Below are 22,175 nucleotides of genomic sequence, written 5' to 3' on the forward strand. Positions count from 1 at the left end.
GCTCTGTAGTTCCTTGGAATTTCCGACATGGATGATTGGGTCATCCGCCTGATCGAGGGCGGCGGCTACTGGGGCATCGCCTTGCTGATGGTGCTGGAAAACCTGGTGCCGCCGATCCCTTCCGAGCTCATCATGGGTGTGGCCGGGGTCGCCCTCGCGCGCGGCACGATGAGCTTTGCGCCAGTGCTGCTGGCGGGCACCGCGGGCTGCACGCTGGGCAACTACATCCTGTTCCTGATTGCCGATCGCCTCGGCTACGAGCGCATGGAACCGCTGGTCGACCGCTGGGGGCGCTGGCTGACGATGGAGTGGCACGATGTCGAGCGCGCCGGGCGGTTTTTCCGCCGTCATGGCCACTGGATCGTGTTTGTCATGCGCTTCATGCCGATGTTCCGGACGCTGATCTCGGTTCCGGCGGGGCTTTCGCACATGCGGCACGTGCCGTTCCTGCTCTATACGGCGGCGGGCGCGGCGGTGTGGAACACGCTTTTGCTGATGGGCGGGCAGTGGCTGGGGCACCGCTTCACCGAAGCGGGGCAGTGGATCGGCTGGGCAACCCTCGCACTCGCAGCAATCACGATGGCCTGGTACTTCTGGCGGGTGCTCACGTGGAAGTCCACGCGCTAGATTTACTTCGCTCCAGAAAATCGAGCCGCGCTATCGTCTTGGAATAAATCTCGCCTATTCAGTCTACGCATAGTGACGTAGTCTTTCCCCGCAACCACAGGGGAGCAGACGTCATGTCCAAGCGATTGGCCGCTGAATTTTTCGGTACGTTCTGGCTTGTTTTCGGAGGCTGCGGTGCAGCCGTTCTTGCAGCGGGTTTTCCTGAACTGGGTATCGGCTTTGCCGGCGTGGCGCTGGCCTTTGGCCTCACGGTCGTGACCATGGCCTATGCGGTGGGCTCGATTTCCGGGGGGCATTTCAATCCGGCGGTGTCGCTGGGCATGGCGGTGGGCGGCCGGCTCGACTGGAAGGACCTCATCCCCTACTGGATCGCGCAAGTGATCGGTGCGATCGTCGCGGCGGCGGCGCTCTATTCCATCGCTTCGGGCAAGGCGGGCTGGGAACCCGGCGGCTTCGCCACCAACGGGTATGGTCCGCTTTCTCCCGGCGCCTATTCGCTGCATGCGGCGCTGCTGATCGAGATGATCCTGACCGCCGGGTTCATCGTGGTGATCCTCGGATCGACCTCGAAGAGCGCGCCGGCCGGTTTCGGCCCGCTCGCCATCGGCCTTTGCCTGACGCTGATCCACCTCGTGTCGATCCCGGTCACCAACACCTCGGTGAACCCCGCGCGCTCGACCGGCGTGGCGCTGTTCGCCGAGACGGCGGCGCTTCCCCAGCTCTGGGCCTTCTGGGTTGCGCCGCTGATCGGGGCTGCCATCGGCGCCGCGATCTGGCGCTTCCTGCTGGCGGGCGAGGAAGGCGCGATCTGACATCGGTGGAAATTGTCGTCGGGGAGCGGCTGCGCTCCCCGGTCGATCATCCCTGCTCGCGCGGATGCGCGTGGCGGTAGACGTCCAGCAAAGTTGCCGCATCCACTTTGGTGTAGATCTGCGTCGAGCCGAGGCTGGCGTGGCCAAGCAGTTCCTGCAAGCTGCGCAGGTCCGCCCCGGCCCCGAGCAGGTGGGTGGCGAAACTGTGCCTGAGCGCATGCGGGGTCGCCGTCGACGGCAGGCCGAGCGCGATGCGCGCCCGCGCCATGGCCTTCTGCACCATGCCCTGCGCAAGCGCTCCGCCCTTGGCGCCGCGGAACAGCGCGCCGTCCCGCTCCAGCGGCCAGGGGCACTTGCGAATGTAATCGGCGACCGCCTCCCGCACGATCGGCAGCAGCGGCACGACCCGCTGCTTGTTGCCCTTGCCGGTGACGGTGATCGTCTCGGCCAATGGCAGCGCCGCGCCGGTCAGCGACAGGGCTTCGGCGATACGCATGCCCGCGCCGTAGAGCAGCAGCAGCACCGCCCGGTCGCGCGCGCCGATCCATTCCTCGCGGGCGTCTTCTTCCACCATGGCGGCGAGGTTCACGGCTTCATCGGGCGTGACGGGGCGCGGAATGCCTTTCTTGACGCGCGGCCCGCGCACACGCGGACCGGCGCGTTCCGGCACGCCTGCCTGCTGCCGGGCAAAGGCAAGGAAGCTCTTGATCGCCGAAAGCTCCCGCGCGGCGGAGACGTTGCCGATGCCGTCCTCGCGCCTGTCGGCAAGATGGAGGCGCAGCGATCCGGGATCGAGGGCGGCAAGCGCGTTCCAGTCGGTTGCGCCAAGACCGTCGATCAGCCGGGCGGCGGCGGCGATATAGGCGCGGCTGGTATGCGGACTGCGCCGCCGGGCATGGGCGAGGTGATTGCCCCAGGCTTCGAGCAGGTCCGCCTTGGTCATGTCTCGACGAGATCGGCGGGAACCAGTTCGGCCAGCAGCCCGTCGAGCAGCGCCATACCCTGATCGGTCACGCCAAGGCGGCTGCCCTGGCGCCAGACAAGGCCTTGCGTTTCATAGAAAGCCGCCTTGCCGCCGACGCAGAGCTGGTCTGGGGTGAGGCCGAAGCGACCCGCCAGCGCCTCGAGGTCGACGCCTTCGCCAAGCCGCAGGCCCATCAGCATGGCCTCGCTCGCCTGTTCGCGGCGGCCGAGTTCGCGTGTTTCGTTGATGCCATGGCCGTTGCGGTCGATCGCGTCGAGCCAGTTTTCCGGCTTGCGATGGCGGGTCGTCGCCACGCCGCCCCGGCGACCGTGGGCGCCGGGGCCGATGCCGCAATAGTCCTGATAGCGCCAGTAGGTCAGATTGTGGCGGCTCTCCTCGCCGGGGCGGGCGTGATTGCTGATCTCGTAGGCCGGGAGGCCGGCGGCGGCGGTCATTTCGCGGGTGAGCGCGAACATGTCGGCGCAGGCATCCTCGTCCAGCGGCTCGAACTCGTGCTGGCGTACCATGGTGGCGAACCTGGTGCCCGGCTCGATGGTCAGCTGGTAGAGCGAGAGGTGTCCGGTGCCATAGGACAGGGCATGGGCCAGCTCGCGCTGCCAGGCATCGAGGCTCTGGCCCGGGCGGGCGTAGATCAGGTCGAAACTGACGCGTGAGAACCGCTTCTGTGCCACTTCAAGGGCTTTCAACCCCTCTGAAGCGTCGTGAAGTCGGCCAAGGAAGCGCAGCGTTTTGTTGTCGAGCGCCTGAAGGCCGAGCGACACGCGGTTGACGCCGGCGTCGGCCAGTGCGGCATAATTGGCCGCCTCCACGGAAGAGGGATTGCCCTCCAGCGTGATCTCGATGTCTTCGGCAAAACCCCAGAGTTTCTGCGCTTCGTCGAGCAATCGCGCGACAAGGGCAGGGGGCATCAGCGAAGGCGTGCCGCCGCCGAAAAAGATCGACGACAGCGCCTCGCCGCCTGCCACTTCGTGTTCGCGTCGCATGTCCGCCAGCAGCCCTGCTTGCCAGCGGTCATTCTCGACCCGCTCGCGGACATGGCTGTTGAAGTCGCAATAGGGGCACTTTGCGAGGCAGAACGGCCAGTGAATGTAGAGCGCGCGGGCCATGGGGCGGATTAACCTGCGAACTGCTCCGCCACCAGCTTGGCGAAGGCGTCGGCGCGGTGGCTGATCTTGTGCTTTTCCTCGGGATCGAGCTGGGCGAAAGTCACGTCGCGGCCCTGGGGCACGAAGACGGGGTCGTAGCCGAAGCCCATCTCGCCGCGCGGCGGCCACGAGAAGGCGCCGTTGACGCGGCCTTCGTAGACGGCTTCCTCGCCGTCCGGCCAGGCGATGGCGAGGACGCAGGAAAACCAGCAGGACCGGTCGACGTCCGCGCCCTGTTCGCACAGCAGGCCTTCGACCTTGCCCATCGCCATGAACCAGTCGCGGCCCTTGGGCCCCTCGAACCATTGCCGTTCGGCCCAGTCGGCGGTGTAGACGCCGGGGCGCCCGTCCAGCGCGACTACCGAAAGGCCGCTGTCATCGGCCAGGGCCGGCAAGTTGGCGGCCTTGGCAGCGGCATGGGCTTTCAGCAGGGCGTTCTCGACAAAGGTCGTGCCGGTTTCTTCGGGCTCGGGCAGGCCAAGTTCGCCGGCCGACACGCAGTCGACGCCGAACGGGGCCAGCAGGGCCGAAATTTCCTTCAGCTTGCCCGCATTGTGCGTGGCAATGACGAGGCGGGTGTTACCAAGCTTGCGGGTCATGCTCTGCTTTTTTGTCTGCCCTGCTTCCCTGGCCGAAGCCGGGGAAGCAGGAACGGGTGGGAGATCAGCGACCGACGGCCTTGGCCTGTTCGGCAAAGATGCGATCGCAACCGATGCGGGCGAGGCGCAGGAGGCGCAGCAGGCCTTCCTCGTCATACGTTGCGCCTTCGGCAGTGGCCTGGGCTTCGGCGATCTTGCCGCCTTCGATCAGCACGAAGTTGGCGTCGGCATCGGCCGAGCTGTCCTCGAGGTAGTCGAGATCGAGCACCGGGGTGCCTTCGCAGATGCCGCAGGAGATCGCGGCGACGCGGCCGGTGATCGGGTCTTCCTTGATCTTGCCGTCCGCCATCAGCTTGTCGACGGCAAGGCGCAGGGCAACCCATGCGCCCGAGATCGAGGCGGTGCGGGTGCCGCCATCGGCCTGCAGCACGTCGCAGTCGAGCACGATCTGGCGCTCGCCGAGCTTCTTCATGTCGACCACGGCGCGCAAGCTGCGGCCGATCAGGCGCTGGATTTCCTGAGTGCGGCCCGACTGCTTGCCCTTGGCCGCCTCGCGGCTGCCGCGGGTGTGCGTGGCGCGGGGGAGCATCGAGTATTCGGCGGTGACCCAGCCTTCGCCCTTGCCGCGCAGGAACGGCGGCACCTTTTCCTCGACCGAGGCGGTGACGAGCACGCGGGTGTCGCCGAAGGAGATGAGAACGGACCCTTCGGCATGCTTGGTGAAGCCGGTCTGGATCTCGATGGCGCGCATTTCGTCGGGCGCACGTCCGGAAGGTCGCATGGTAATCTCCGTCTTGGAATGTGCGCCCCCTGAGCTATCAGGCTGGCATGGGCAAGCGCAAATTCCTCGGTGTCACGGTGTCGGCGCTGATTGCGGCTGCCGGCATGGGCGTTCTGGCACGGCCGCAGGCCTGCGACTATTCGATCGAGATGCGCTTCTTGCCGCAAGTATGGGCGGCGAACCTGTGGCGGCGGATTTCGGGGCAGGAGCAGGACTGCGATCCATGGTCGCACGTCGAGGCCGATGTTCCGACCCGAGGCATTCTGGTAAGGCGGTCAATAAACGCCTATGCAGGACCTGCCGACATCGACATGTACATCGGTCCCGACGGGCGGGGATACCTCCATCACCGAACGCTGGAAGACACCGAATTGGGCAACAAGCCACCCGAGGCAGTGATGAAGGCTCTGGCCGAACACCCCCGGGGCGACTCCTTCCCGTTCGAGGACAAGGGCCTGTTCTTGCGCGTTGCTTCGCTTCTAGCACCTTTGCGGCACGCGACCGGCGCACCTTCCGATCCCGATGCTCCGTTCCGGCAGGCCCTGCGAGGGAAGGTGTTGGTGCCATGCCGGCCCGACGGATATCACTCGGCCTATTGGATCGACTGGGGCGAAGATCCATATCAGGACGGATCCTATTTCGACAATTCCTCCTCCTACGAGGATTGCGTGCCGATGGCCTCGGCTCTTGCGCGGCTCGACCGAGCCAAGGCATTGTTCGAGGCCGAACGGGAGCGTCCCGGTGCGGTGACGCGCCGGGTCTCCGCAAAGTCTGATAAGAACCGGAACAGCGCATGGCCAACCCACCGATCACCGAACTGACGACCCGCGCGCGCGACATCTTCCGGCTCGTGGTCGAGGGCTACATCTCCACCGGCACGCCGGTCGGCTCGAAGGCGCTGGCGGGGGGGATGAACCTGTCCTCAGCCTCGATCCGGTCGGTGCTCGCCGATCTCGAGGGGCTGGGCCTGCTCGCAGCACCCCACACCAGCGCCGGGCGGCTGCCGACCGAGGCAGGTCTCAGGCTTTTCGTCGATGGCATCATGCAGGTCGCCGAACCCAGCGCGGAGGAGCGTTTCGCGATCGAGAGCCGCATCGCCCGGCCCGGTCCCATCGAGGCCGCGCTGGAGGCGACGAGCGCGCTGCTCTCGAACCTCACTGCAGGCGCGGGCCTTGTCATGGTGCCCAAGCGCGAGCCGCGCCTCGTCGCGCTGCAACTGGTGCCGCTCGCTCCCGGCCGTGCGCTGGCGGTGCTGGTGAGCGAGGATGGAAGCGTCGAGAACCGCGTGGTCGACCTGCCTCCCGGCGTCGATGCCTCGGCGCTGGAGACGGTGACCAACTACATCTCCGCGCATCTCGCCGGGCGCACTCTGTCCGAAGCCGCCCGTGCGATCCGTGGCGACATCGCCTCAGGCCGCTCGGCGCTCGATGCCGCGAGCCGCAATCTCGTCGAGCGCGGCCTTGCCCTCTGGAGCGAGGATGCCCTGCAGCGCCCGGTGCTGATCGTGCGTGGGCAGGCGAACCTTCTCGACGAGACCGCGCTTTCGGACCTCGAGCGTGTGCGCTCGTTGCTCGACGATCTCGAAAACAAGCAGTCGGTCGCCGATCTGCTCGATCTTGCCCGCGAAGCCGAATCGACGCGCATCTTCATCGGTTCCGAGAACCGCCTGTTTGCGCTCTCCGGCTCCTCCGTCATCGCCTCGCCCTATCGCGACCGCGACGGGCGGGTGGTCGGCGTGGTGGGGGTTATCGGTCCGACGCGGTTGAATTATGCGCGCGTAGTCCCCATGGTGGACTTCACTGCCCAGAGCCTGGGCAAGCTCATCGGATAGCTGGAACCCAAGAATAATGACCGAAGAAAAGACGCAGTCGGCAGATGAAGCGGCAAAGGCCGAAGAACTGAAGGGTGTGCCCGAGGATATGATCGAATCCCCCGAACTCGCCAAGCTGCGCGAGGAACTCGAAACGGTGAAGCAGGAAGCGCTTTATGCGCGTGCCGAAACGCAGAACGTGCGTCGCCGTCTCGAAAAGGACATCGCCGACACCCGCGCCTATGCCGCGACCGGCTTTGCCCGCGATATCCTTTCCGTGGCCGACAATCTTTCGCGTGCGCTTTCGGCGATTCCCGCCGAACTGCGCGAGGACGAAAAGCTGAAGAGCATCGTTGCCGGCATCGAGGCCACGGGCCGCGAGATCGAGAAGGTGTTCGGCAACCACGGCATCACCCGCGTGGCCGCCATGGGCCTGCCGCTCGATCCCAACCAGCATCAGGCGATGATCGAAGTGCCCTCGACCGATGCTGAACCGGGCACCGTCGTGCAGGAACTGCAGTCGGGCTACATGATCAAGGACCGCCTGCTGCGTCCGGCCATGGTGGCCGTGGCGAAGAAGCCGGACTGATCTTGTTCACGACACGCCTCGTCCTTCGAGGCGGGCGTGTCGTGGAAAACCCGGAACCTCATGGCATTGGCTCCCGTTGCTCAGGCATGTGACCTGAACAACGGGAGAAATGTCATGCGCAAGTTCACGATTCCCATCCTTGCCGCAAGCGCGCTCGCCATGGCGGGCTGTGCGAGCAATTACGCGGGCGAGGGCGCGCTGGCGGGCGGCGCGCTGGGCGCCGGTGTCGGCGCGGTGACCGGCGGCGATGTGGGCACGGGCGCGGCGGTCGGTGCCGCCGCAGGCGCCGCGGTCGGCTCCACCCAGAAGAAGAACGACGGCTGCTATCGTTACGACCGCGACGGTCGACGCTACTGGGATCGCCGCTGCTGACGGTCGCTCAGAACGGCAGGATCGCCCGGTAGCTGTCCAGCGAGACGGCGCCGGGCACCTGCCATCCGCGCCTGAGCAGAAAGGCGTGGCGGACAATCTCCGCCTGTTGCTCGATGCCGTAGCGGCCGAGCGGCCAGCCCGGCCTCAGGGTGTAGTCGTACCGGCATAGCGGATGGCGCATCAGCGGCAGGTACCAGCGCCCCTTGTTCTGTGCCTGCCAGACATGCACCATCTCGTGGATGAACAATCCTTGCAGCAGCGGCGAGGCCGACGCGAAGTCGTCGTGGTAGAGCGGCGAGCGCGGATGGAAGTGCAAGTGCCCGCAAGGCGCCATCACGACGTTGGCGGGCTGAAACGGAAACCAGCGCCGCCGCCGGATGCGCACCGGCGTGCAGTCGATGGCGGTTCCGAACACGTCCGCGACGAGTGTGCATTCGCCCTGGGTCAGTGGCCGTTCGCCGCCCACCGGGCAGGCGGCGCTGGGGCTTTGGGTGATCAGTGATCCATCCCGGGCATCGAGGCCATGGCATCGCTCTTTGCTGCATCGTGCCCGCCGTGGCCCTGGCTGCCATGATCGTGCCCGGTTGCCGCAGTGGCGGCGCTGCTGGCGGTGCTACTGGGCGCGGTCATCGGCCCCATGCCTTCCATGTCGTCGCCGCTGCCGCCGATACTGTCGATCATGACCGGCATCTTGAGTGTTTCGCCGTTCGCGAAAGTCAGCGTCAGGTCGGTCGACTGACCCGCCTTCAGTGTGGGGGAAAGGTCGAAGACCATGACATGAAGCCCGCCAGGGGCGAACTCGATCTCGGCGCCGGGCGCGATCGGCAGCGAATCGACCGCCTTCATCGAGCCGCCGCTGGTCTCGTGCATCTGGGCCTTGCCGGCCCCGGCAATGGCGACGCCGGTGAGCGCGGCTGCGGTGCTGCTGTCGTTGCGCACGGTGAAGTAGGCCGCACCCGGGCGTCCGGCCACGGCAGGCAGCATCAGCTTGCCATCACGCGCGGAAACTCCGGCGCCAGCTTCGGAAGCGGCGGTGCTGGCGCTATCCGTTGTCGCCGGTGCCTCCTGCTTGCAGCCTGACAGCGAAACGATCAGGGCGGCGGCGATCAGGCTGAGCGAGCGGCATTTGTCCACGGGGAGGAATCCTTCTCGAAATCCGGGCTTCTGGCTGGTCCGGCATGGTTTTGTCGGGCCATGAAAATTTCGCGTGCCTAATGCCATCGCAACGCTCTTGTTCCAAGATAAACCGCACCTATATGCCGCATCGACGACTTTGAACGTCATCGAGCCGTGCAAGCCGCCTTGCCTCTTTCGAGGGAGGCCATCCGCGCGGTGTCATCCACTGACGTGAGGAATGGGGATAATGGCAAAAGTAATTGGTATCGACCTCGGCACCACCAACAGCTGCGTCGCCGTGATGGACGGCGGCAAGCCGAAGGTCATCGAGAATTCCGAAGGTGCGCGCACCACGCCCTCGATCGTCGCTTTCACCAAGGATGGTGAGCGCCTGATCGGGCAGCCTGCGAAGCGCCAGGCCGTGACCAACGGCGACAACACGATTTTCGCGGTGAAGCGCCTCATCGGCCGCCGCTTCGACGACCCGGTGACCAAGAAGGACACCGAGCTGGTTCCGTACCACATCGTCAAGGGCAAGAACGGCGACGCCTGGGTCCAGGCCGGCGGCGAAGACTACAGCCCGTCGCAGATCTCGGCCTTCACGCTGCAGAAGATGAAGGAAACCGCCGAATCGTACCTCGGCGAGACCGTGACTCAGGCCGTCATCACCGTGCCCGCCTACTTCAACGACGCGCAGCGCCAGGCGACCAAGGACGCCGGCCAGATCGCCGGTCTTGAAGTGCTGCGCATCATCAACGAGCCGACCGCGGCCGCGCTCGCCTATGGTCTCGACAAGCAGGACGGCAAGACCATCGCCGTCTACGACCTTGGCGGCGGTACCTTCGACGTCTCGATCCTCGAGATCGGCGACGGCGTGTTCGAAGTGAAGTCGACCAACGGCGACACCTTCCTCGGCGGTGAAGACTTCGACACCAAGGTCGTCGAATGGCTGGCCGACAAGTTCAAGGCCAAGGAAGGCATGGACCTGCGGACCGACAAGCTCGCTCTGCAGCGCCTGAAGGAAGCGGCCGAGAAGGCAAAGATCGAACTGTCGTCCACCGCGACGACCGAGGTCAACCTGCCCTTCATCACCGCACGCATGGAAGGCGGCGCCACCACCCCGCTGCACCTCGTGGAAACGATTACCCGTTCGGATCTCGAGAAGATGGTTGCGGACCTGATCCAGCGTACGCTCGAACCCTGCCGCAAGGCGCTGGCCGACGCCGGCATCTCGGCCAAGGAGATCGACGACGTCGTGCTCGTGGGCGGCATGACCCGCATGCCCAAGGTGCGTGACGTGGTGAAGGACTTCTTCGGCAAGGAGCCCCACACGGGCGTGAACCCGGACGAAGTCGTCGCCATGGGCGCGGCGATCCAGGCCGGTGTGCTTCAGGGCGACGTCAAGGACGTGCTGCTGCTCGACGTGACCCCGCTGTCGCTGGGCATCGAGACGCTGGGCGGCATCATGACCAAGATGATCGACCGCAACACGACGATCCCGACCAAGAAGAGCCAGGTCTACTCGACCGCCGAGGATAACCAGCAGGCGGTGACCATCCGCGTGTTCCAGGGCGAGCGCGAGATGGCGCAGGACAACAAGCTGCTGGGTCAGTTCGACCTCGTCGGCATCCCGCCGGCACGCCGCGGCGTGCCGCAGATCGAAGTCACCTTCGACATCGATGCCAACGGCCTTGTCAACGTCTCGGCCAAGGACAAGGGCACCGGCAAGGAACAGCAGATCCGCATCCAGGCTTCGGGCGGTCTGTCGGATTCCGACATCGACCAGATGGTCAAGGATGCCGAGAAGTTTGCCGAAGAGGACAAGAAGCGTCGCGAGGCCGCCGAGGCCAAGAACAACGCCGACAGCCTCGTCCACGCGACCGAGCAGCAGATCGCCGAGCATGGCGACAAGATCGACGCCGGCCTGAAGTCGGAAGTCGAGGCGGCCATCGCCGCGACCAAGGCAGCGATCGAAGGCGGTGAACCCGCCGACATCACCGCCAAGGCGCAGGCCCTGACCGAAGTCGCCATGAAGATGGGCCAGGCCATCTACGAGAAGGAGCAGGCCTCGGCCGCTTCGCCGGACGCTGCTCCGGCCGGTGACGACGATGTTGTCGATGCCGAGTTCTCGGAAGTCGACGAAAACAAGGGCTGATCGGTCCTCATGACTAGCGTGGCCGCCATCGTTGCCAGGGGCGACGGTGGCGGCCAGGTTGCACGCGGGGAATAACGAGACGTGTCAGCTACCGAAATCGACTATTACGAACTGCTCGAGTGCGAGCGCACCGCCGACGACAAGGTGCTGAAGTCGGCCTATCGCCGCCTTGCCATGCGTTATCACCCGGACAAGAACCCCGGCGATAACGAAGCCGAAGCGCGCTTCAAGCAGATCAACGAGGCTTATGACTGCCTCAAGGACCCGCAGAAGCGGGCGGCCTACGATCGCTATGGCCATGCCGCGTTCCAGCAAGGGATGGGCGGTGGCGGCGGCCCCGGCATGGGGGCCGAGTTCGGCGACATCGGCGATATCTTCGAATCCATCTTCGGCAGTGCCTTCGGCGGCGGTGGCGGCGGTCGCCAGCAGGCGCGTCGCGGCGCCGACTTGCGCTACGACATGGAGGTCAGCCTCGACGAGGCGTTCCACGGCAAGTCGACCGAGATCACCATCGAGGTTTCGCAGGGATGCGAGCCCTGCAAGGGCACCGGCGCCGAACCCGGTACCGGCAAGCGCACCTGCAACATGTGCGCGGGCCACGGCAAGGTGCGCGCGCAGCAGGGCTTCTTTGTGGTGGAACGCACCTGCCCGACCTGCCACGGCCGGGGTGAGGTTATCGAGAAGCCGTGCCGCGCCTGCGGCGGCGAGGGCCGGGTGGACCGTCCGCAGACGCTGGAAGTGGAAATCCCGCCGGGCGTGGATTCGGGCACCCGCATCCGCCTTGCCGGCAAGGGCGAGGCTGGGCCGTTCGGCGCGCCTCCGGGCGACCTCTATATCTTCCTCCACGTCAAGCGCCACAAGGTATTCGAACGGGATGGCACTTCGCTGCTGACCCAGGTTCCGATCACCTTCACGACCGCCGCGCTGGGCGGCTCGATCGAAATCCCGGGCATCGATGGCGAGACGATCTCACTGGACATTCCCGCTGGGATCCAGTCGGGCAAGCAGTTGCGCAAGCGCGGTGCGGGCATGCCGGTGCTGCAAGGGCGCGGCCGGGGTGATCTGGTTATCGAGATCACCGTGGAGACGCCGACCAAGCTCTCCGCGCGCCAGAAGGAAATCCTGCGGGAACTCCAGTCGACCGAGACTGGCGAGGAATGCCCCGGCTCCAAGGGTTTCTTCGATCGCATCAAGGAAGCATGGAACGACCTGACCGAGTAATCGGGCCTGGTTTTTCATGCTGGAATCCAGGACACGCCGTCCCCGCGCTAGCGAGGGCGGCGTGTTTGCTTCGAGGGCCTCAAACCAGCTGACACATCAGCAGCTTGGAAAGCTCAGACGCCGCGCGGGCTGAACGAGTCAAGCTCGCCGCAGGTTGATATCAGACCCGGCGCAGCACTTCGGCGCGAAGGTTGCCGACAAGGCCGGGATCGGCGTTGAGCCGCCCCTGCTCCTCATCCAGCACCGCGAGAAATGCCGCCTTGCGAAACTGGTCCAGTTCCCGCTCGTCCAGCGCATGCTCGCCTTCAAGGGCGGAGGCGATCAGTTCGATCATACGCTCGGCCCCGTGGAGGCGGCCCCAGAGATAGTCGTTCTCGCGGTAGGCGCGGCTGAAGAAGGCGCCGAAGTTGTAGAACTCGCTGCCGCGCAGCATCGGTCCCTGCCGGATCGCATGGCAATCCTCGGGCGAGATCCGGTCGACCCGAATGGGGTCGAACTCGTCCAGACCTTCACCGCGGAGCAGGGGAAGCGTCACCGTGTCGTAGAAGGGGTAGCCGAGATAGGCGAGCAGCAGTCGTTTGCGCAGTCCGCTCGGCATCGACGAGAGCATCTCGGCAAGGATCTGGTCGACCTGCGCGTCGATCTGCAGCAGGCCGCGCCGGTCGGCAATGTGATCGAGCAGGGCGCCGGGATCCTCGAAAACGCCTTGCGCCAGTTCGGTGAAGTCCGGTCCGAGGAACGAGACCGCCTCCGCCTCGATGCACAGTGCCAGCGCCCCGTAGATCGCTTCGCGTGCAGCATCGCGCTGGCTTTCGTCGACATCGCCGTCGAGCCGCCACTCCTGCGTCACGCGCCGCGCCAGCAGGCGCAGGCGGCGGATGCGGAAAGTGATGTCATGGAGGCGGAAAAACGCCGCCATTCCCGGCGAGGTTCCGCCGCGCAGGGGCTGCATGCGGTCGATGCCGTGATCGGAAAGGTAGCTGTAGAGGCGCTCCATGATCGGTGCCGCGGAGCTGACGCCGAGGCTCGGCGCGGCTTCGTGAACCAGCCTCGCCAGCATCGTGACAACGCCGGTGAACTTCACCTGCACATAGCCGTGATAGGCAAAGCCGGCCTGTTCGAACGCCGCTTGCTGCGCGCGGGCGCGCCATGCGGCGAGGCGCTTTGGGTTGGGGCGGTCGAGGAAAAGGGTATGGCCGAACAGGCTGCTGACCGCCTCCTCGATCTCCGGGCGCAGGGCCAGCACGATGGCGCGCAAGGTCGCCATCTCGCGCGACTCTTCTTCCAGCGCTTCGAGGTTGTCGCGGATCGGCTGCTCGCGCGGGATCGAGGAGAGCGAGCCGAAGATCGTCGTGAAGAAGCCCGGAGGGCGCTTGTCGCGCCTGAGATCGGCGCCGACGCGATCGGGAGCCGGATCGATATAGACAAAACGCCGGTCGATCTCCCGCGTCGCCGGACGACTGCGAAGCACCCGCATGGCATCGGCAAACGGGGCGTTCACGAGCACCGAGCCATCGATCAGCGAGACCGAATCGAGATCGCCGCGGGCCACGTGCTCGGGCATGATCCGCTTCAGGAAGGCTTCGCGCCCCGGCCATTCGATGGCGTTTTCCGAAACGAGGCGGTCTATCTCCTCGAGTTGGAGCGGCGGGAATGCGCCGGGAAAGCTGGCGGTGGATCGCGCCGCCATGACGAGTTCGGGAAGCGCGGCCAGTTCGGCTGCTCCGCTGCGGGCACGGAACCCGAAGGTTAGCCGGTGCTCGCTTTCGAGGACCAGTTCGGGTGAATGGAGGCGCAGGGTTTCCAGGTGTCCCTTGAAGTCGGTCGCGGTCACGAAAAGATCGATGGGGTGGCGCTGCGGCAGCAGGCCGGGGCCGCTCGTTTCCGCCATCGATGACAGCGCGCGGTACAACAACCGGGAGAAGCCGATACCGCTGAAGGGCGGCTCGAACCAGCGCGAGCGGATCAGGCGTGACAGCTTCTCGCGTACTTCCTGGCGTGTTTCCGGGGCCACGCTGGCGCTGACGGCATTGCCTGGGCGCGTGAGCAGGTAGGACACCAGCGGCTGCGCCCAGAACTTGGTGCGTGCAGACCAGGGCCGGGCCTCGGGATCGAGCAGTTCGTCGACGTCGGCCACCTCCAGCCAAAGCTGGGTCAGCGACTCCAGCGACTGGCCGGAATGGATCGCCTGTGCCAGGAAGATCGAATTGATTCCGCCGGCGCTGGCTCCGGCGACAATGTCGCACAGTACCCGCAGGCGCAGGTTCCCGGCCTGCTCCAGGCGGCGCAGCAGCTTGAGGTAGACCGCCGTGGTGCCCCCGGGCTCGCTGTCGCCAGCCCAGAACGCACGGCTGGCCTGAAGCGTCTTCCACAGTTCCTTGGTGACGCCGTGCATGTAGACGGCAAGGCTGACACCGCCGTAGCAGACGAGCGCAATCCGCAGTTCCTTCTGGTGCATGGGCTTAGCTTGGTACGAGACGCGGCGAAAGGCAATTGCGTTCTCATTCCGTTCCAGATAATCGATGGGCCATGGCAAAGCCCAAACGTCGATATGTCTGTTCGTCCTGCGGCGGTGTTACCACCCGCTGGCAGGGTCAGTGCGCTGATTGCGGGGAGTGGAACACGCTGAGCGAGGAAGCACCCCAGACGGTGTTTTCGACCAAGCACGATCTGTCCTCCGGCGGCCGTCCGATCCGCTTCACGCCGCTCGATGCGCCGGGCGAGATTCCCAAGCGACGCGCCAGCGGCCTGGCCGAGTTCGACCGGGCCTTGGGCGGCGGTCTCGTCCCGGGCTCGGCGATCCTGTTGGGCGGCGATCCCGGCATCGGCAAGTCGACGCTGCTGCTGCAGGCTGCCGCCCATATCGCCAATTCGGGCAGCTCTGCCGTCTATGTCAGCGGCGAGGAAGCGGCAGGGCAGGTGCGCCTGCGGGCCGAGCGCCTCGGCCTGTCGAAAGCGCCGATCCAGCTCGCCTCGGCAACCTCGGTCCGCGATATCCTGACGACGCTCGGCATGATGGATGCACCGACGCTGCTGGTGATCGATTCGATCCAGACCATGCATTCGGACACCATCGAAGGCGCACCGGGCACGGTCAGCCAGGTGCGCGGCTGTGCCTTCGAACTGATCCGATATGCCAAGGAAAACGACGTCACCCTGATCCTCGTCGGCCACGTCACCAAGGACGGCAATATCGCGGGGCCCCGTGTGCTCGAACACATGGTCGACGTGGTAATGAGCTTCGAGGGCGAGCGTAGCCACCAGTACCGTATTCTGCGCAGCCTCAAGAACCGTTTCGGCCCGGTCGACGAGATCGGCGTCTTTGCGATGGAGGGGGCGGGCCTTGCTGAAGTCGGCAATCCCTCGATGCTGTTCCTGTCGGGGCGCGAGGAGGCGATGGCGGGCAGCGCAGTCTTTGCGGCGATGGAAGGCACCCGCCCGGTGCTGATCGAGATCCAGGCGCTGATCGTGCGGTTGCAGAGCGGCGCAACCCCCCGCCGCGCGGTCGTCGGTTGGGATTCGGGCCGCATGGCCATGTTGCTGGCCGTGCTGGAAGCGCGCTGCGGGCTCAATTTCTCCAGCGCGGAAGTCTATCTGAACGTGGCGGGCGGCTATCGCCTCGCCGACCCGGCCGCCGATCTTGCGGTCGCGGCGGCGCTGGTGTCGGCATTGGGGGATCGTCCCTTGCCCAAGAACACCGTCTGGTTCGGCGAAGTCTCGCTCGCCGGCGAGATTCGTCCCGTCGCCCATTCTTCGATCCGGCAGCGCGAATCGGCGAAACTGGGCTTCGGCCGCGCTTATGGCCCCGTTGCGACAACCAAGCCCGAGAAGGGGCTGGAGTTCACCGGAATGTCGATGTTGCCCAACCTCGTTGACCGTATTCTGGGAGATGCCTAGAGCCTGCCGCATGACCGGTTTCGATATTGCAGTTCTCGTCATCGTCGGCCTTGGTGCGGCCATGGGGTTCATGCGCGGTTTTGTGCAGGAAATCCTGGCGCTCGGTGCCTGGGTCTTTGCGGTTATCGCCATCCGTACGATGCACACGCCGCTGGCGCACTGGCTGGAGCCGCATACCGGCACCGGTTCGGCAACGCCCGTGCTGGCCTTTGCTATCCTGCTGATCGTGCCCTTCGCGGCCGTGAAGCTGGTGGCCGGCTGGGCCGGGCGGGCCAGTCGCGCTTCGCTGCTTGGGCCGATCGACCGGGTGCTGGGTTTCGGCTTCGGCGCGGTAAAGGGCGTACTGATCGCGGTGCTGGGTTTCTCGGTGCTTGTGCTCGGCTACGACACGATCTGGGGCGCGGAAGGCCGGCCCGACTGGATCCGGCAGGCGCGGACGTATTCGTTCATCAATGCCAGCAGCGAAGCGCTGGTGAAGATGCTGGGCGAACGCCGCCGGGAGGCGCGTGCGGCTGAAACCCGCGAAGACGCCGACGGCCAGTCCTGAGCAGCGGGGCGGCATAGTCCGGTGTCTGCAACCGTTCTCTACACCCCCGAAGTGCTGGGGCTGGCCGTCAGGCTCGCTGAACATGGCTGGGATGATAGCCTGCCCTTCCAGGCCGAGGCGCGCTCGCCAAGCTGCGGCAGCACCATCGCGCTCGGCCTTGCCCTTGATGCATGCGGGCAGGTGGAGCGTATCGGTATTCGCAGCCATGCCTGCGCCATCGGGCAGGCCGCAGCCGCTATCTTTGCCGATGCCGTGCAAGGCCGCAGCCGGGCCGACATTGCCGAGGCGAACGAAGCGATCGCAAGCTGGCTCGGCGGGCAGGCCTCGCTCCCGGATTGGCCGGGACTTTCGCAGATCGCCGCCGCGCGCGACTATCCGGCCCGTCATGGGGCGGTGACGTTGCCATGGAAGGCTGCGCTCGCAGCGCTTCCAGAGCCAGCCCGGAACGGCTAATATGACCAGCGATCGGGCCGGTGGGGGCCAGGTCGCAGAGGGGGGTGAATGGCCGAAACGCCGCGCAATTCGCATGGGACCGAGCCCAGCGCGTCCGACATGAGGCTGGTGATCGCGGCCTCATCGATGGGGACCGTGTTCGAATGGTACGACTTCTTCATCTACGGCACCTTGGCGGCCGTGATCGGCAATACCTTTTTCCCCTCGGGCAACGAGACGCTTGAAACCCTGCTGGTCTGGGCTGGCTTTGCGGTTGGCTTCTGCTTCCGGCCGCTGGGCGCGATCCTTTTCGGCTTTCTGGGGGACCGACTGGGGCGCAAGTACACGTTCCTGGTCACCGTCACGCTCATGGGCGTTGCAACGGCCGGGGTAGGCTTCACGCCCTCATCCGCGAGCATCGGCCTCGCCGCGCCCGTCATCGTGCTGCTGCTGCGGGTGGTGCAGGGGCTGGCGCTCGGCGGTGAATACGGCGGTGCGGCGATCTATGTTTCCGAACACTCGCCGAGGCACCGGCGAGGATTTCACACCGGGTTTATCCAGGCCAGCGTGGTCGGGGGCTTTGTACTCAGCCTGATCGTCGTCCTTTCCTGCAAGGCGATGATGAGCCCGGCAACATGGGAAGCCTGGGGCTGGCGCCTGCCGTTTGTCCTGTCGCTCGTGCTGCTGGCGCTGTCACTCTACATGCGCCTCAAGCTTTCGGAGAGCCCGGTGTTCCGCGCGATGCGCGAGGAGGGCAAGCTTTCCGGCAATCCGTTCAAGGAAAGCTTCACGTATCCCGGCAATCGCCGTCGTATCTTCATCGCCCTGTTCGGCATTTCCGCTGGCCTGACGGTGATCTGGTACACCGCGATGTTCTCGGCGCTGAGCTTCCTCAAAGGCGCCATGCGCATGGCCGATACCAGTGCGGAAATCATCGTCGGCGTGTCTGCTGCGGTGGGGATGGCCTTTTTTGTGATCTTTGGCAGCCTGTCCGACAAGGTCGGGCGCCGACAACCGATCATCCTCGGCTACATGCTGACACTGCTGCTGCTGTTTCCGGCTTTCTGGCTGATCGGCAACAATGCCAATCCGGCTCTTTCCCGCGCGGCCGAGCAGGCGCCGGTGCTGGTGGCAGGGCCCGACTGCAAGTTCAATCCGTTCCGCAACGAACAGGACACCGACTGCGGAAAGCTCCTGGGCGACCTTACCGGGGCGGGCATTGCCTACCGCGTTGTCGACGCCAAACACCTCTTGCTGAAAGTCGGCAGCAGGCCGCTGCCGATGGCGGAGTACCCCTGGGCCGACAAGGCTGCCCGCGGGCAGATGCTGCAAGGCTGGCTGGCGCAGGCGGGCTACAACTTCACCAAGGACCGGCCGACCTTGAGCGGGGCGATCACCATCGTCGGGGTGCTGGTTGCGCTCATGGCGCTGGCCGGGGCGACGTACGGGCCGGCGGCAGCCTTGCTGTCCGAGATGTTTCCGCCGCGAATCCGCTACAGTTCGATGTCGATCCCCTATCATCTCGGCACCGGCTACTTTGGCGGTTTCCTTCCTTTGATTTCCAGCTACATGGTCGCCAGCAGCGGCAATCCGTACCAGGGGCTCTGGTACACCTGGATCGTTGTTGCCATCGCGCTTGCCGTCTCGCTGTGGGGACTGCGAGGTGGCCCCCCGCGTGAATATGGTGATCCTTCTGTCTGATCGATCCGGGCTTTCCGAAGTCCCCGTTTCTGCCCTGCGTCTCGATGTCGATGGTGATGCACTGGCCTCCAACTGGCGCGCGCTCGACACGCTTTCCGGAACGGCGCGGGCAGGGGCGGCGGTAAAGGCCAACGCTTATGGCCTTGGCGCAAGGCGCGTCGTACCTTTGCTGCACGAGGCGGGGTGCCGGGACTTCTTTGTCGCCCATTGGCGCGAGGCGGCAGAATTGCTCGACCTTGTCGATCCGCGCGGCGTGGCCGTCCTGCATGGCCCGATGAACGATGCAGAAGCTGCTTTCGCGCAGGCCAGCGGCGTGGTGCCCGTCATCAACTCTGTGGAGCAGGCACGGCGCTGGGTCGCGGCGGGAGGCGGGGCTTGCCACCTGATGGTGGATACCGGGATGAACCGCCTTGGCGTTGCGCTGGCGGAACTGGGCGATGATGCCGTGCAGGCGCTCGAGATCGACGCCCTGCTTTCGCATCTTGTCGCTGCCGAAGAGGACAGCCCGCTCAACGAATTGCAACGCGAGCGCTGGACGGCGGCGCGCGGCCTCGTGCACCACGCGCGCGGCAGCCTTTCCAACAGCGGCGGCATAGCTCTGGGTGCGGAATACCACGGTGATCTGACCCGTCCCGGAATCGCGCTTTATGGCGGGATCCCGCGCGCCGAAATGGGGCCCTTGCTGCGCCAGGTTGCGCGCCCGCAGGCGGCTGTGCTGCAGGTGCGCGAAATCGCTGCCGGAGACAGTCTCGGCTACAACGCGACCTTTGTCGCGCCGCGCGCCATGCGGGTGGGAACGGTCGCAATGGGTTACGCCGATGGCTACTTGCGCTGCTGGTCGGGCAAGGGGGCTTTCCGTCCGGCCGGCGGTGATGCCGGCGTACGGCTCCCGGTTGTCGGCCGGGTAAGCATGGATCTGACCATTCTCGATCTTTCCGCTTTGCCAACGCTGGGTGAAGGGGACTGGGTGACGGCCGATTACGATCTGCCGGAGGCTGCTGCCGTTTCCGGTCTGTCGCAGTATGAATTGCTGACGTTGCTCGGTCGGCGCTTCACGCGCTGACAGGCGGGACGGTGTGTTTTGCTGCGCAGCAAATTGTGTTGCGTTGCACCAAGCGCAAGTGGTATCGTTGTCCCCTAAACCATGGGGGTGGACCTCTAGCTAGGGGATAGGCAATGCCAGAAACGGGATCGCACGACGACGACACCGTCATAATCAAAAAATACGCGAACCGGCGTCTCTACAATACCCGCTCATCGAGCTACATCACGCTCGAACATCTTGCGCAGATGACCCGCGAGGGCGTGAACTACAAGGTTCTCGATGCCAAGACCGGGACCGACATCACGCACACGATTCTCACCCAGATCATCATGGAGGAGGAGTCGAACGGCGAGCAGATGCTGCCGGTCAATTTCCTGCGGGAACTGATCAGCATGTACGGCAACTCGATGCAGTCGCTGGTTCCGCACTACCTCGAGGCGTCGATGGACAATTTCCGCGCCAACCAGACCAAACTGCACAAGGCGTTCGAGGACAGCCTTGGCAACAATCCGCTGGCGCGTCTGGCCGAACAGAACATGGCGATGTTCAAGGCAGCCGCCTCCGCCTTCATGCCCGGTGCCGAGAAGCCGGAGCCCAAGGCGCCGCCGGCCGAGGACGCTGGCGACCTCTCCGCGCTGCGCGAGCAGATGGCCGAAATCCAGAAGAGGCTTGACGCGCTGGGCAAATAAGGGTCTGCGCAAGGGCCCCTCGCAACGGACACGTTCCGGATCGAAGGGCCCGAATGCGGCGGATGGTCCGCCCGCATCGATGCAAGCAGGAAGAAGCCCCAGTGTCCGCCATTCGCCACGCCCTCTCCGTCAAGCGCGAGGACGATTTCGCCCAGTGGTACCAGGAAGTGATCTCCGAGGCCGAAATGGCCGAGGAATCCGGTGTTCGCGGGTGCATGGTCATCAAGCCGTGGGGCTATGGCATCTGGGAGCGCATCCAGCGCCTGATGGACGACCGCATCAAGGCTGCGGGCGTCACCAACTGCTACTTCCCGCTGTTCATTCCGCTTTCGTACTTCTCCAAGGAAGCCGAGCACGTTGAAGGCTTCGCCAAGGAAATGGCGGTGGTCACCCATCACCGCCTGATCGGCGACGGCAAGGGCGGGCTGGTACCCGATCCCGAGGCCAAGCTGGAAGAGCCGCTGATCGTGCGCCCGACGTCGGAAACGGTGATCGGCGCGGCCATGGCGCGCTGGGTCCAGTCGTGGCGCGACCTGCCGCTCATGGTCAACCAGTGGGCCAACGTGGTGCGCTGGGAAATGCGCACCCGCATGTTCCTGCGCACCAGCGAGTTCCTCTGGCAGGAAGGCCACACCGCGCACGCCAACCGCGACGACGCGATGGAAGAGACGCTGCGCGCGCTCGAAATGTATCGCGATTTTGCCGAGAACGAGCTGGCCATGCCGGTGATCGCCGGTGAGAAGCCGGAGAACGAACGCTTCCCTGGCGCGGTCGGCACTTACTCGATCGAGGCGATGATGCAGGACGGCAAGGCGCTGCAGGCCGGCACCTCGCACTACCTCGGCACCGGCTTCGCCAAGGCTTCCGGCATCCAGTACCAGGACAAGGAAGGCACGCAGCAATACGCCCACACCACCAGTTGGGGCGTCTCGACGCGCCTGGTCGGCGGCATGATCATGGTCCACGGCGACGATGACGGGTTGCGCGTGCCGCCGATGGTGGCGCCGCATCAGATCGTGATCCTGCCGATGCTGCGGGACAACGACGAGGACGAGGCGCTGCTGGCCTACTGCGAGGAGCTGCGCAAGGCGCTGGTCAAGCAGACCGCGCTCGGCGAGACCGTTCGTGTCCTGCTCGACAAGCGTCCGGGCAAGGCCACGCAGAAGCGCTGGGCCTGGGTCAAGAAGGGCGTGCCGCTGATCCTCGAAATCGGCGGCCGCGACGCGGCAGGCGGGCAAGTATCGATGCTGCGCCGTGACAAGCTGTGGACCGAGGCGGGCAAGGCCAATTTCGTCGGCATGGCCAAGGAGGACTTCGTCGCCCGCGCTTCTGCCGAGATCGAGGATTTCCAGGCCTCGCTCCATGCCGAGGCCCTGGCTCGCCGTGATTCCAACATCACGCGGCTTTCCAGCTTCGACGAGCTTTCCGCCTTCTTCTCGGACGACAAGCGTTATCCGGGCTGGGTCGAGGTCGAATGGTCGCGCCCGACCGGGGCTGAACTCGAAGCCGTCGTGCAGAAGCTGAAGGCGCTGAAGCTGACCATGCGCAACACGCCGATGGATGCGCCGGCCGCTACCGGCACTTGCGTCTTCACCGGCAAGCCGGCAGCCGAACGCATCTACGTGGCGCGTTCGTACTGATGAACTGAAAGG

At 65.5% G+C, this 22,175-nt stretch carries 22 protein-coding genes; 15 read left to right on the forward strand and 7 right to left on the reverse strand.

Annotated elements, in window-relative coordinates:
- Window positions 1-27 precede the first annotated feature (27 nt).
- Both DM450_RS06840 and aqpZ read left to right on the forward strand, forming a co-directional pair.
- A complete protein-coding gene (locus DM450_RS06840; RefSeq protein ID WP_142633568.1) occupies window positions 28-627 on the forward strand; it encodes a DedA family protein in 600 nt (199 codons plus the stop codon).
- A gap of 113 nt (window positions 628-740) precedes the next feature.
- On the forward strand, window positions 741-1,439 hold the full coding sequence (aqpZ, locus tag DM450_RS06845; protein ID WP_142633571.1) for an aquaporin Z: 699 nt from the start codon (window positions 741-743) through the stop codon (window positions 1,437-1,439).
- 46 nt (window positions 1,440-1,485) lie between these two features.
- Here aqpZ and DM450_RS06850 read toward each other — a convergent pair whose 3' ends face one another.
- From DM450_RS06850 to rph, 4 genes are all read right to left on the reverse strand, one after another.
- Window positions 1,486-2,382, reverse strand: a complete 897-nt coding sequence (locus tag DM450_RS06850; protein WP_142633583.1) for a tyrosine recombinase XerC — start codon at window positions 2,380-2,382, stop codon at window positions 1,486-1,488.
- On the reverse strand, window positions 2,379-3,530 hold the full coding sequence (gene hemW, locus DM450_RS06855) for a radical SAM family heme chaperone HemW (protein ID WP_142633585.1): 1,152 nt from the start codon (window positions 3,528-3,530) through the stop codon (window positions 2,379-2,381). Before hemW ends, DM450_RS06850 begins: the two co-directional genes overlap by 4 nt.
- Before the next feature lie 8 nt (window positions 3,531-3,538).
- Entirely contained in the window at window positions 3,539-4,168 is a 630-nt protein-coding gene (gene rdgB, locus DM450_RS06860) for an RdgB/HAM1 family non-canonical purine NTP pyrophosphatase (RefSeq protein ID WP_142633587.1), read from the reverse strand.
- Window positions 4,169-4,232: 64 nt separating this feature from the next.
- Window positions 4,233-4,949 carry a ribonuclease PH gene (gene rph, locus DM450_RS06865; protein ID WP_142633589.1) on the reverse strand — a complete coding sequence of 239 codons (717 nt, stop codon included), beginning with the start codon at window positions 4,947-4,949 and terminating at the stop codon, window positions 4,233-4,235.
- A gap of 47 nt (window positions 4,950-4,996) precedes the next feature.
- On the opposite strand from rph, the gene DM450_RS06870 reads away from it, so the two are divergent.
- From DM450_RS06870 to DM450_RS06885, 4 genes are all read left to right on the forward strand, one after another.
- Complete coding sequence (locus tag DM450_RS06870; RefSeq protein ID WP_142633591.1) at window positions 4,997-5,770, forward strand: hypothetical protein; 774 nt, start codon at window positions 4,997-4,999, stop codon at window positions 5,768-5,770.
- A complete protein-coding gene (gene hrcA / locus DM450_RS06875) occupies window positions 5,743-6,780 on the forward strand; it encodes a heat-inducible transcriptional repressor HrcA (RefSeq protein ID WP_142633593.1) in 1,038 nt (345 codons plus the stop codon). The genes DM450_RS06870 and hrcA overlap by 28 nt, the downstream gene beginning before the upstream one ends.
- A gap of 16 nt (window positions 6,781-6,796) precedes the next feature.
- Window positions 6,797-7,348 (forward strand): nucleotide exchange factor GrpE, encoded by a 552-nt coding sequence (gene grpE, locus DM450_RS06880; RefSeq protein WP_142633595.1) that lies wholly within the window; start codon window positions 6,797-6,799, stop codon window positions 7,346-7,348.
- Window positions 7,349-7,462: 114 nt separating this feature from the next.
- Window positions 7,463-7,720, forward strand: coding sequence for a glycine zipper domain-containing protein (locus DM450_RS06885; protein WP_142633597.1), 258 nt, complete (start codon window positions 7,463-7,465; stop codon window positions 7,718-7,720).
- A 7-nt stretch (window positions 7,721-7,727) separates the two neighbouring features.
- On the opposite strand, the gene DM450_RS06890 is transcribed toward DM450_RS06885, so the two are convergent.
- Both DM450_RS06890 and DM450_RS06895 read right to left on the reverse strand, forming a co-directional pair.
- Window positions 7,728-8,186, reverse strand: a complete 459-nt coding sequence (locus DM450_RS06890) for a vgr related protein (RefSeq protein WP_142633599.1) — start codon at window positions 8,184-8,186, stop codon at window positions 7,728-7,730.
- A 29-nt stretch (window positions 8,187-8,215) separates the two neighbouring features.
- On the reverse strand, window positions 8,216-8,854 hold the full coding sequence (locus DM450_RS06895) for a copper chaperone PCu(A)C (RefSeq protein WP_260610274.1): 639 nt from the start codon (window positions 8,852-8,854) through the stop codon (window positions 8,216-8,218).
- 229 nt (window positions 8,855-9,083) lie between these two features.
- Between DM450_RS06895 and dnaK the strand changes: the two genes are divergently transcribed.
- A complete protein-coding gene (gene dnaK, locus DM450_RS06900) occupies window positions 9,084-10,991 on the forward strand; it encodes a molecular chaperone DnaK (RefSeq protein WP_142633600.1) in 1,908 nt (635 codons plus the stop codon).
- A gap of 81 nt (window positions 10,992-11,072) precedes the next feature.
- Window positions 11,073-12,212, forward strand: a complete 1,140-nt coding sequence (gene dnaJ, locus DM450_RS06905; protein ID WP_142633602.1) for a molecular chaperone DnaJ — start codon at window positions 11,073-11,075, stop codon at window positions 12,210-12,212.
- Between the two features lie 160 nt (window positions 12,213-12,372).
- Here dnaJ and DM450_RS06910 read toward each other — a convergent pair whose 3' ends face one another.
- Window positions 12,373-14,670 carry a patatin-like protein gene (locus DM450_RS06910; RefSeq protein ID WP_142633604.1) on the reverse strand — a complete coding sequence of 766 codons (2,298 nt, stop codon included), beginning with the start codon at window positions 14,668-14,670 and terminating at the stop codon, window positions 12,373-12,375.
- 71 nt (window positions 14,671-14,741) lie between these two features.
- Here DM450_RS06910 and radA point away from each other — a divergent pair, with 71 nt between their 5' ends.
- The 7 genes from radA (at window position 14,742) to proS (ending at window position 22,163) form a co-directional block, all read left to right on the forward strand.
- Window positions 14,742-16,109: a DNA repair protein RadA gene (gene radA / locus DM450_RS06915; protein WP_142633606.1), complete on the forward strand. Its 1,368-nt coding sequence runs from the start codon at window positions 14,742-14,744 to the stop codon at window positions 16,107-16,109.
- Between the two features lie 10 nt (window positions 16,110-16,119).
- On the forward strand, window positions 16,120-16,656 hold the full coding sequence (locus DM450_RS06920) for a CvpA family protein (RefSeq protein WP_142633608.1): 537 nt from the start codon (window positions 16,120-16,122) through the stop codon (window positions 16,654-16,656).
- Window positions 16,657-16,677: 21 nt separating this feature from the next.
- The gene (locus tag DM450_RS06925; protein ID WP_142633611.1) at window positions 16,678-17,109 is read left to right on the forward strand and encodes an iron-sulfur cluster assembly scaffold protein; all 432 of its coding nucleotides are present in this window, start codon (window positions 16,678-16,680) and stop codon (window positions 17,107-17,109) included.
- A 48-nt stretch (window positions 17,110-17,157) separates the two neighbouring features.
- Window positions 17,158-18,789 carry an MFS transporter gene (locus tag DM450_RS06930; RefSeq protein WP_142633612.1) on the forward strand — a complete coding sequence of 544 codons (1,632 nt, stop codon included), beginning with the start codon at window positions 17,158-17,160 and terminating at the stop codon, window positions 18,787-18,789.
- Complete coding sequence (locus DM450_RS06935; protein WP_142637606.1) at window positions 18,770-19,852, forward strand: alanine racemase; 1,083 nt, start codon at window positions 18,770-18,772, stop codon at window positions 19,850-19,852. The genes DM450_RS06930 and DM450_RS06935 overlap by 20 nt, the downstream gene beginning before the upstream one ends.
- 113 nt (window positions 19,853-19,965) lie before the next feature.
- A complete protein-coding gene (gene phaR, locus DM450_RS06940) occupies window positions 19,966-20,523 on the forward strand; it encodes a polyhydroxyalkanoate synthesis repressor PhaR (protein WP_142633614.1) in 558 nt (185 codons plus the stop codon).
- Window positions 20,524-20,585: 62 nt separating this feature from the next.
- The gene (gene proS, locus DM450_RS06945) at window positions 20,586-22,163 is read left to right on the forward strand and encodes a proline--tRNA ligase (protein WP_142633616.1); all 1,578 of its coding nucleotides are present in this window, start codon (window positions 20,586-20,588) and stop codon (window positions 22,161-22,163) included.
- The last annotated feature ends 12 nt before the right edge of the window (window positions 22,164-22,175 follow it).

Origin of the sequence: Sphingomonas sp. IC081 (assembly GCF_006874585.1) — a bacterium.
Classification (GTDB): domain Bacteria; phylum Pseudomonadota; class Alphaproteobacteria; order Sphingomonadales; family Sphingomonadaceae; genus Novosphingobium.

Coding starts and splice junctions, on each gene's coding strand:
- DM450_RS06870 (WP_142633591.1), top strand. CDS start 4,997: ATGGGCAAGCGCAAATTCCTCGGTGTCACGGTGTCGGCGCTGATTGCG.
- hrcA (WP_142633593.1), top strand. CDS start 5,743: ATGGCCAACCCACCGATCACCGAACTGACGACCCGCGCGCGCGACATC.
- DM450_RS06920 (WP_142633608.1), top strand. CDS start 16,120: ATGACCGGTTTCGATATTGCAGTTCTCGTCATCGTCGGCCTTGGTGCG.
- DM450_RS06935 (WP_142637606.1), top strand. CDS start 18,770: ATGGTGATCCTTCTGTCTGATCGATCCGGGCTTTCCGAAGTCCCCGTT.
- proS (WP_142633616.1), top strand. CDS start 20,586: ATGGTCCGCCCGCATCGATGCAAGCAGGAAGAAGCCCCAGTGTCCGCC.
- DM450_RS06930 (WP_142633612.1), top strand. CDS start 17,158: ATGGCCGAAACGCCGCGCAATTCGCATGGGACCGAGCCCAGCGCGTCC.
- radA (WP_142633606.1), top strand. CDS start 14,742: ATGGCAAAGCCCAAACGTCGATATGTCTGTTCGTCCTGCGGCGGTGTT.
- dnaK (WP_142633600.1), top strand. CDS start 9,084: ATGGCAAAAGTAATTGGTATCGACCTCGGCACCACCAACAGCTGCGTC.
- phaR (WP_142633614.1), top strand. CDS start 19,966: ATGCCAGAAACGGGATCGCACGACGACGACACCGTCATAATCAAAAAA.
- DM450_RS06840 (WP_142633568.1), top strand. CDS start 28: ATGGATGATTGGGTCATCCGCCTGATCGAGGGCGGCGGCTACTGGGGC.
- DM450_RS06885 (WP_142633597.1), top strand. CDS start 7,463: ATGCGCAAGTTCACGATTCCCATCCTTGCCGCAAGCGCGCTCGCCATG.
- rph (WP_142633589.1), bottom strand. CDS start 4,949: ATGCGACCTTCCGGACGTGCGCCCGACGAAATGCGCGCCATCGAGATC.
- rdgB (WP_142633587.1), bottom strand. CDS start 4,168: ATGACCCGCAAGCTTGGTAACACCCGCCTCGTCATTGCCACGCACAAT.
- hemW (WP_142633585.1), bottom strand. CDS start 3,530: ATGGCCCGCGCGCTCTACATTCACTGGCCGTTCTGCCTCGCAAAGTGC.
- DM450_RS06850 (WP_142633583.1), bottom strand. CDS start 2,382: ATGACCAAGGCGGACCTGCTCGAAGCCTGGGGCAATCACCTCGCCCAT.
- aqpZ (WP_142633571.1), top strand. CDS start 741: ATGTCCAAGCGATTGGCCGCTGAATTTTTCGGTACGTTCTGGCTTGTT.
- grpE (WP_142633595.1), top strand. CDS start 6,797: ATGACCGAAGAAAAGACGCAGTCGGCAGATGAAGCGGCAAAGGCCGAA.
- DM450_RS06910 (WP_142633604.1), bottom strand. CDS start 14,670: ATGCACCAGAAGGAACTGCGGATTGCGCTCGTCTGCTACGGCGGTGTC.